Origin of the sequence: Marinobacter sp. (assembly GCF_041686475.1) — a bacterium.
Taxonomy (GTDB): Bacteria; Pseudomonadota; Gammaproteobacteria; order Pseudomonadales; family Oleiphilaceae; genus Marinobacter.
On the sequence record NZ_JAWLDU010000007.1, the window covers coordinates 60125 to 68592 of the forward strand.

An 8468-nucleotide genomic window follows, 5' to 3' on the forward strand; every position below is an offset into this window, starting at 1 on the left:
GGTTTCCTAGGCCCGGTGGTAAGGGTGGTTGCGGGTGACGGTCCAGGCTCGGTACAACTGCTCGGCTAGAAGGATACGAACCAGCGGGTGGGGCAGGGTCAGCGAAGATAACGACCACATCCGATCGGCCCTGGCCCGGCAGGCATCGGCTAGTCCATCCGGACCTCCGACAAGAAAACTGACATCCCGGCCATCCTGCTGCCAGCCCTCAAGCTGGTTTGAGAGCTTCTCGGTGGACCAGTTGCGGCCACCAACTTCCAGCGCAATGACAAGGTCCCTGGGGCCCACCGCAGAGAGGATCGAATCTGCTTCTTTCTGCATCAACCGGGGAATATCCGGATTTTTCCCACGGTGAGCCATCGGTATTTCTACCAGCTCAATGGGCAGTTCCGGCGGCATCCTGCGTGCGTACTCGTTGAACCCCTGGCTGACCCACTCGGGCATTTTCTGCCCTACACAGACCAGACGTAACCGCATCGCTATTCGCTACCTGCAACACCCAGATCCGGAGCATCCCGCCACAGACGCTCGAGATCATAGAATTCGCGGGTTGCGGGCATCATGACATGAACCACTACGTCACCAAGGTCCACCAGAATCCAGTCGCTGGCATTGGCACCTTCCACATTACTGGCCCTGACCCCCTTCTCCCTGGCTTCCGACAACACCGAATCCGCCAGGGATTTTACGTGTCGGTTAGAGGTTCCCGAAGCCAGTACCATGTAATCAGTGACACTGGTTCTTCCCCTGACATCAATGATACTCACGTCCTGCGCCTTGACGTCCTCAAGCGCACCCACGACCAGTTCTTTCAGTTGCTCTGCCTGCATAATCACCCTGTTGGCGGGCGGCGGCGAATGCGGCCACCCGATAAGTCATATTCACACGGGATTGTAGCACTAAAAGTTCCCGTCAGGTCATGCTCCGTAAAGTCCCTGACGACGAATTTCCTGCCATACGCTGTCTGGCAGGAGGTATCGGGGTGAGCGCCCAGAAAGGATTCTGTCGCGAATACCTGTCGCTGATATATCCAGCAGGGGCGGATCCAGTTCCAGAACATGGCCACAGGGGGCTTTGTAGAGCGCCTCCACACTGTCAACCGAGCGCTCCTGAAGCAGGCGCGCCGGTGCGCTGCCCGGTTCCAGCCCGGGTCCGGGTCTCCGTACCACCACAATGTGCGCCAACTCGGGTATGCATTGCCACTCCTGCCAACGGTCAAAGCCGGCAAATGAATCCGTACCCAGCACCATCGTCAGTGGTCGCTCAGCCCCCAACTCAGCACGGATCTGGCGCAGGGTTTCCGCTGTATAGGAGGCACCGTCACGCCCCAGCTCCCGGTCGTCCAGGGTCAGCCCCCGCTCACCGGAGATGGCCAGTTCCAGTAACGCTACCCGTTGCGCGCTGGTTGCACCCGGCACCTCGCGGTGCGGAGGCACATGGCAGGGCATCAGTGACACCTCGGGTACGCCAAGCCGCTCCCGGAGTTCTACTGCCAGCCGCAGGTGGCCATGATGAATGGGATCGAAGGTACCGCCATAGATTACATGCATGCAGGATCAGGTCCGGATGTGGCCGTCGCCGAACACCACATATTTCTGCGATGTCAGACCTTCAAGGCCGACAGGGCCCCGGGCGTGGATCTTGTCCGTCGAGATACCGATTTCCGCACCCAGACCGTATTCGAAACCGTCGGCGAAGCGGGTGGATGCATTCACCATTACCGAACTGGAATCCACTTCGATCATAAATCGGCGCGCCCGAGTGTAATTCTCGGTGATGATACTGTCGGTGTGTTGCGAGCTGTAACAATTGATGTGAGCGATGGCGCCATCAACTCCGTTCACAACCTTTACCGCAAGAATCGGTGCCAGATATTCCGTTTCCCAGTCCTCCTCGGTGGCAGCAGTCACATCCGCCAGAATCTGCACGGTCTGCTCGCAACCCCGCAGCTCTACCCCCTTCTCACGGAAGGCATCCGCCAGCAAAGGCAGGATATCGCCGGCAATTTCCTGGTCCACCAGCAGTGTCTCCATGGTGTTGCAGGTGCCATAGCGCTGGGTCTTGGAATTGATAGCCACGGCCAGTGCCTTCTCAGGGTCGGCATGACTGTCGATATACACGTGGCAGATGCCATCCAGGTGCTTGATTACCGGCACCCGCGCGTCTCGGCTGATTCGCTCGATCAGGCCCTTGCCGCCGCGGGGAACGATCACGTCGACAAACCGGGGCATGGTAATCAGTTCGCCCACCGCAGCCCGGTCGGTGGTTTTGATGACCTGCACGGCATTGCCGGGAAGCCCGGCATCCGAGAGTCCCCTGGCCAGGCACTCTGCGATGGCCTGGTTGGAATTAATCGCCTCGGAGCCTCCGCGGAGAATGGTTGCATTGCCTGATTTCAGGCACAGGCTGGCTGCCTCCACGGTCACATTCGGGCGCGACTCGTAGATAATACCGATAACGCCGAGCGGTACCCGCATCCGCCCGACCTGAATGCCGGAGGGACGATAGGTCATATCGGTGATTTCACCGATCGGGTCCGGCAATGAGGCAACCTGGCGTAGCCCTTCGATCATTGCGTCAATCCGCGCCGGTGTCAGTTCCAGCCGGTCCAGCATGGCTTCGTCAAGGCCGTTGCTGCGACCACTCTCCAGATCCCTGGTATTTGCCGAGGCAAGCTCACCCCTCGAGGCATCCAGTGCTTCCGCCGTTGCCAGCAGTGCCTGATTGCGAACTGCCGTTGTGGATCGGGCTACCGCAGTAGCGGCTTCCCGCGCCTGCTGCCCCACATCAGCCATGTATGCTGCAATATCCATCCAATTACCTTTAGATTTTTGTACCGATTGTGCGAATCAGGGCCTAACTTTACCTTTCCCGTTTCAAGTACGCATCCCAAGCGATTATTATACCGCCCTGACACACGTTATTACGCGGGTCATTGAACGGTACCTGCTGTATGCTTTGAACACACGGACGCCCGGGAGAGGACGGATACCATGGCCCAGATGGCCGAAAAATTCCTGCTTAGCCGCCTGTCGAGAACAGGATTCCTGATCCTGCTCGCCATTGCTGTATTCGCGGTAATACAGAGGGAACCCATTACCGCTGTTGCCGCGATTGTGGGCGCCGGCCTGGTCTTCACCAGCAGTGCTTTCCACCCCGGGCGCTTCCGGCAACCCTGGCCCGCCATACATCGCCTGCTGTTCATTGCTCTGTTACTGCTTCTGGTGACCAGCCTGTGGACCGGCCCCCGGAGCCTGACCCACTGGCTCTACGTGGCGCCACTGGTAGGCTTTGCCCTGCTGCCGGTTTTCTGGGGCGCCGGCATCACGATTCTGGCCGCCCTGATGGCGATACTCGCCAACCACTGGGCCGGTGGAGCACCGGATCGTCACCAGATGATCAGCGCGCTTCTGCTGACCATTGTGCTGTCCGGGCTGTTGGTATTTCTCCGTGAGTACAAATCCCGGCAGCTGGCGCCCCTGCGTCGTACCGACGAACTGACCCAGGCAGCAAGCCGGGAGTACCTGTCGGCCGACCTGCACAAGGAAATCCAGCGCAGCGAGCGTGAAGGCACGGACATGTCGGTGATCATGATCGGCCTGGACACCCATCTCAGCGACAGTAACCCCGACGCCGACATACGCTCCATATTGCCACGAATTGGCCGCTACCTGCATTCCCAACTTAGGGATTTCGACACGTATTACCGAGTGGCCGACTTGCAGTTTCTTATCATCCTGCCGGGCATTGCGACGGCAGACGCTGCCACTTTGGCGGAGACCATCCGCAGAGGGCTGAGCACCCTGCTGGCTTCCCATCAGCTGGATCTGACCATCAGCGCCGGCATCGCCGGGCTGAATATCGGCGATGATGCCGACAGCCTGCAGCAATCTGCCGCCAACGCCCTCCGGCGGGCTCAACAACAGGGAGGCAACCGGGCCCAGTCCTACAGCACCTGGTCCCATACGGCACCAGCGGCCCGCGCCGAGGGAACCGGAGGGCCGATATCATGACCGAGACGCGCCTGAGGAGCTTCACTCACCTGGCAGGCTACCTGTTTGCCAGCCTGTTCATTGCCAGCCTGGCCTTCCAGAACCTTCGCTATGGTTTCTACGAACTGTTCTTTCTGGCATCAGGAATGACCCTCCTGACTATCGCCGGCGCTGGCTACACCTTCATCTGTCGCCGCCATCAGCTTTCCGCACCCGGGCATCTGGTCATCCTGACTGCGCTCAACAGTGGTCTGGTCGCCGCAATCTATGCCCTGGATCCGCCCGGGATCAGCCACTGGGTCATGCCTCTGATACTTCTGAACCTGCTGATCCTGCCGCTACGCCAGGGAATCATACTTTCTTTGTTGTTGCTGTCGGCACTGGCACTGTTCCTGCTGCTGACACAGACGGTCACCCATACGGTTACCATCGGCTCCGGAGTGTTTGCATTAATAGCGGTCGCGGCACTGTATATCTGGCACTACGATCACATGGCACAGTCCGCCGAGGACCTGGCTATTACAGACCCGGTGACTGGCGCCCACAATGCACGCTTCCTGGATGAAACCCTGCAAAAAGAAATCAGCCGCGCCATCGAGATGTCCCATTCACTGTCTGTCATCTCCCTGGCCATCGATTACGCGGATGAAGCGGAGGATCTCCATGGCAAAGCCGGTATGCAACGGTTACTACGGGACCTTACCCAGCACCTGTTCGGGGTGATCCGGGCCGGCGACACCCTTTACACGCTGGAAGATGGCGAATTTTTCCTGATCCTGCCTTTTACCCCGGAAGAAGGTGTCCGCGTCATTGCCGAACGTATTCGCCGCACGATCGCGGAGCAGACCTGGCCCCTGGCTGGCAAGGTCACTGTCAGCCTCGGTTGCACAACACGCGCAAGTTCAGATACCCGTACGGCTGACCTGCGGAAACGGGTGCGCCAGGCGCTTGAGGAGGCCAGGAAGCGCGGGGCCGACTCGGTCTGGTATAGCCAGGGAGAAGTTCGCCAGTCATGAGTTCGGAGTGGCTGCAGGCACTGACCGCTTGGCTGGCTACCAATCCTGGCTGGCTCTCTGTCGCCATCTTCGCCACTGCATTCCTCGAGTCCCTTGCCATTGCCGGCATCCTGATTCCGGGTGTAGCCATTATTTTCGCGGTCGCTGCGCTGGCAGGCCAGATCTCGATACCGATCCTCCAGGTGCTGTTCTGGGCGGGCGCCGGTGCTGTCGCTGGCGACAGTATCAGCTTTGCCCTCGGCAGACTGTTCCAGGGCCGACTGGAAAAGCTATGGCCGCTGAATCACTTTCCGGGCTTCATCGCCAAGGGCGAGGTTTTCTTTCATCTTCACGGTGGCAAAAGCGTGGTGATCGGGCGTTTTGTGGGCCCGATTCGCCCGGTTATCCCCCTCATTGCCGGCGCCTTTCTCATGCCCTGGCGGCGATTTCTGGCCTTTAACCTGTCGTCCGCCGTCGCCTGGGCTCCCACCTACGTGCTGCCGGGCTACCTGGTTGGCAGCGCACTCGCCACTGACTTTGAGCCACCGGCGCATTTCTACCCGGTGATCGGTATCAGCGCCGGGGTTCTGCTGCTGATCTACCTTTTACTCATCCGCTTTCAGCTGGGGCTTGGACACAGCAGCCGGCTTTACCAGTGGCTTGGCGGGCTGATGAGCCGTTACCATGCCACTCATCGTTTCTGGCGGCTTTACACCAGCCAGCGGCCGTCCCAGGCTGGCGAGTTTCCACTCCCCTCAATGTCCCTGGCGCTGGGTGCCGGGGCACTGTTCACAATACTGGGACAACTGGTAACCGCTACCCGGGTGCTCGAGCCCTTCAACAACCTCACGCTCGAATGGTTTGCGCAACTCAGGAATCCCTTGCTGGATCCGGTAATGTTGACGTTGACGCTGCTAAGCGACCCGCCGGTACTGCTGGCAGCCGCCGCGCTGTTTTCACTGGCCCTGGGCATGCGTGGTTTCTACGCAGCAGCACTGCATATTATCGGCGCCGCTCTGCTGGCAACGCTGCTGGTGTGGGCATTCAAGTACCTGTCAGCCATCCCGCGGCCGGATATCGTGCTCGGCCCGCCCGCGTCCGGGGCCTTTCCGAGCGGGCATACCACGGGTATAACCGTGTTGTCGTCCCTCATCGCCAGCTTTGTTGCCCGGGAAAGCCGGCACCGCAGGCGCTGGCGCTATTACCTGTTATTCAGCCTTCCCATCGTGCTGGTGGCATTGAGCCGGCTTTACCTGGGAATACACTGGTTTACGGATGTGTTGGCGGGGCTTCTTCTGGGGTTGTCGATTTCCGGACTGGCACGGGCCAGTTACAGCCGTTACGACAATATCCCGCTGACGACGGACAGTTCGTTACTGGCCGCAGGCATTGCCTGGGCTCTCTACATCGTGTGGTATGTTGCTGATAACTGGGCAGAAGGGGTTCTTCTGCACGGGCCGGTGGCGGGCTAGAGACTCACCACGTCAGTTCTGTTCCAGCGCCTCCAGTAATCCGAGCAGCCGTTCCAGGCGGTCCAGTGGGTCCTGAAGCTCTACCAGGCGCTGCTTTTCCTGTTTATCCAGTGGGAGCAGTTCCGTCAGACGCCAGCCAACATCCCGGGCGTCGTTGTAGTCCACGTCCATGTTCAGCTCACGGATAACCGGGTGACGAAACAGTGCTTTCAACACCGAGGGCAGTTCGGTGAAGCGCTCGGGAACACTTAGTTCCTCTTCTGCCAGCAGGCATTCCACATCGCCCACGTTCAGGCCGTCCGGCTGCTGCCAGGTGCGTACTACCGTAACCTTGTCCTGCCCTTCAACCGTGATACCCAGAAGGCCATTATCCATCTGCTGGAAATCAATGATGCGCACATAGGTGCCAATGTCATAGAAGGCGGCTGTCGTGCCGGTTTCCACCCCATCCCTGAGCAGAACCACCACGAAACCCCGGTCATCCTTCAGACAGCGGGTCAGCATATCGATGTATCTTGGCTCAAAGAGCTGGAGAGGGATTCTTCCCCCCGGCAGTACAATCGAATTCAATGGAAAAAGAGGTACATTCATTGTCGGTATTGTCACCAGTTCAGAGCTCCGGAAGACTGACAGCCCTGTCATATTCTCAATGTATTGAAAGCAGGCGATGGACTTCATCCACCCTTGCACGGGCTTCCGTCAGCAGTTGCAGGCTGCGGGAGGCATTCAGTTCAAGTTCGCCCAGCCTGCGGTAGGCAGGCACTTCATCAAACGGAGGCAGGTTACCGTTCTGGCTGGAGCCGATCATGGCGTGCAACTGTGCCACAATCACGACGTCCACCAACCGGGGTGCCGGTTCGCGGCTTTCATATCCCCAGTCCTCGGCATGGCGGGTAGCCTCAAGAAAGCTCGCCGGGAAGGACCAGCTTTCCAGAATCGCGGTGCCTACATCCGCCCGCAGTTCTGCAATGGCATGTTCAAGGTTGGCCTGATCCGCAAACAGATTAACGTGATGCTCGGCCTGCACCAGCACAGGCACTACACCGATGTCATGGAGCAACCCGGCGAGCAGCGCCTCTTCAGGGTTGATGGATGTGGCACTATCGGCAAGTACCCAGCACAGTGCCGCAACTTCACGGGAGTGGCGCCAGAGCCTGTCCATCTCTTTCTGCAACGATGCCTGCCTGGTCTTGAACACTTCCCGCAACGAGAACACGGTGACCAGTTGGCGGGTGGTGCGCATACCCAGCCTGACGACGGCTTCACGAACGTTGCGGACATCACTGAAGCCCCGGTACAAGGGGCTGTTGCAGGCGCGAACCAGCTTGGCGGCCATCGACGGATCCGCTGAAATGGCGCTTGCCACCTGGTCTGCCGTGGATTCCTCGCGGTCTACCGCCCGGCGCACCTTCCATGCCACATCCGGAACGCTGGGCAGGCTGAGCTGGTTGGAACGCAGTTCGGCGTAGAACTCCATCAGCAGGTGATGCTCCTCGGTGCCATCATCACCAACACCATCCCCTGAGTCCATTTCCACCTGCGGCACCGGTGCCGAGCGTAGCAGCTGGTTCAGGATATCCTGGGGGATAACCAGAAACTCGCTGGCCCTGGTTGCCGTAACGTCGTACATTCGCGGCTGCAGCCGGGCGATGGGATTGACCGCTTTGTCGCTTTCAGCGTCTATGGTGGACTTGCGACCGTCAATGGATTCCAGCTCCACGCTGCCTGCAACCAGGAAAAAATCCAGCCCATCACGAACACCACGCTCCACCACCCGCTGCCCCGGACCATGGGTCCTGCGCTCCGCCCTGCTCGCCAGCAAAACCAGCTGATCATCAGTCAGCCGGTTCAACGGCTGAAACTCTTTTAGACGGCGCAGAGGCAAGCTTTCCCGGCCAGCCATAGAAAGACTCCTTGATAGATTGCTCATTAACTCTGTTACACATTGTAAGCGCGGATTGGCAAAACAACCATGCGATCAACAGGTAATCTGGTATCCTTTTGCCTCC

The 8468-nt window shown here is 59.2% G+C and carries 9 protein-coding genes; 3 read left to right on the plus strand and 6 right to left on the minus strand.

The window, feature by feature from the left end; translation table 11 throughout:
* Positions 1-6 precede the first annotated feature (6 nt).
* The 4 genes from rlmH to ACESMB_RS03305 all read right to left on the minus strand — a co-directional run bounded on the left by rlmH (position 7) and on the right by ACESMB_RS03305 (position 2813).
* Entirely contained in the window at positions 7-477 is a 471-nt protein-coding gene (gene rlmH / locus ACESMB_RS03290) for a 23S rRNA (pseudouridine(1915)-N(3))-methyltransferase RlmH (RefSeq protein ID WP_372925225.1), read from the minus strand.
* Between the two features lie 2 nt (positions 478-479).
* The gene (gene rsfS, locus ACESMB_RS03295; RefSeq protein WP_372925224.1) at positions 480-830 is read right to left on the minus strand and encodes a ribosome silencing factor; all 351 of its coding nucleotides are present in this window, start codon (positions 828-830) and stop codon (positions 480-482) included.
* Between the two features lie 87 nt (positions 831-917).
* Complete coding sequence (nadD, locus tag ACESMB_RS03300) at positions 918-1550, minus strand: nicotinate-nucleotide adenylyltransferase (RefSeq protein WP_372925223.1); 633 nt, start codon at positions 1548-1550, stop codon at positions 918-920.
* Positions 1551-1556: 6 nt separating this feature from the next.
* The gene (locus tag ACESMB_RS03305; protein WP_372970897.1) at positions 1557-2813 is read right to left on the minus strand and encodes a glutamate-5-semialdehyde dehydrogenase; all 1257 of its coding nucleotides are present in this window, start codon (positions 2811-2813) and stop codon (positions 1557-1559) included.
* Positions 2814-2993: 180 nt separating this feature from the next.
* Between ACESMB_RS03305 and ACESMB_RS03310 the strand changes: the two genes are divergently transcribed.
* The 3 genes from ACESMB_RS03310 to ACESMB_RS03320 are packed head-to-tail and all read left to right on the plus strand — an operon-like array spanning position 2994 to position 6459.
* Entirely contained in the window at positions 2994-4013 is a 1020-nt protein-coding gene (locus ACESMB_RS03310; RefSeq protein WP_372925221.1) for a GGDEF domain-containing protein, read from the plus strand.
* Entirely contained in the window at positions 4010-5008 is a 999-nt protein-coding gene (locus tag ACESMB_RS03315; RefSeq protein ID WP_372970898.1) for a GGDEF domain-containing protein, read from the plus strand. The genes ACESMB_RS03310 and ACESMB_RS03315 overlap by 4 nt, the downstream gene beginning before the upstream one ends.
* Positions 5005-6459, plus strand: coding sequence for a bifunctional DedA family/phosphatase PAP2 family protein (locus tag ACESMB_RS03320; protein WP_372925219.1), 1455 nt, complete (start codon positions 5005-5007; stop codon positions 6457-6459). The genes ACESMB_RS03315 and ACESMB_RS03320 overlap by 4 nt, the downstream gene beginning before the upstream one ends.
* 12 nt (positions 6460-6471) lie before the next feature.
* Here ACESMB_RS03320 and ACESMB_RS03325 read toward each other — a convergent pair whose 3' ends face one another.
* Together ACESMB_RS03325 and ACESMB_RS03330 are read right to left on the minus strand one after the other, a co-directional pair.
* Positions 6472-7050: an LON peptidase substrate-binding domain-containing protein gene (locus tag ACESMB_RS03325; RefSeq protein ID WP_372925218.1), complete on the minus strand. Its 579-nt coding sequence runs from the start codon at positions 7048-7050 to the stop codon at positions 6472-6474.
* A gap of 55 nt (positions 7051-7105) precedes the next feature.
* Complete coding sequence (locus ACESMB_RS03330) at positions 7106-8362, minus strand: HDOD domain-containing protein (protein WP_372925217.1); 1257 nt, start codon at positions 8360-8362, stop codon at positions 7106-7108.
* Positions 8363-8468: the final 106 nt, after the last annotated feature.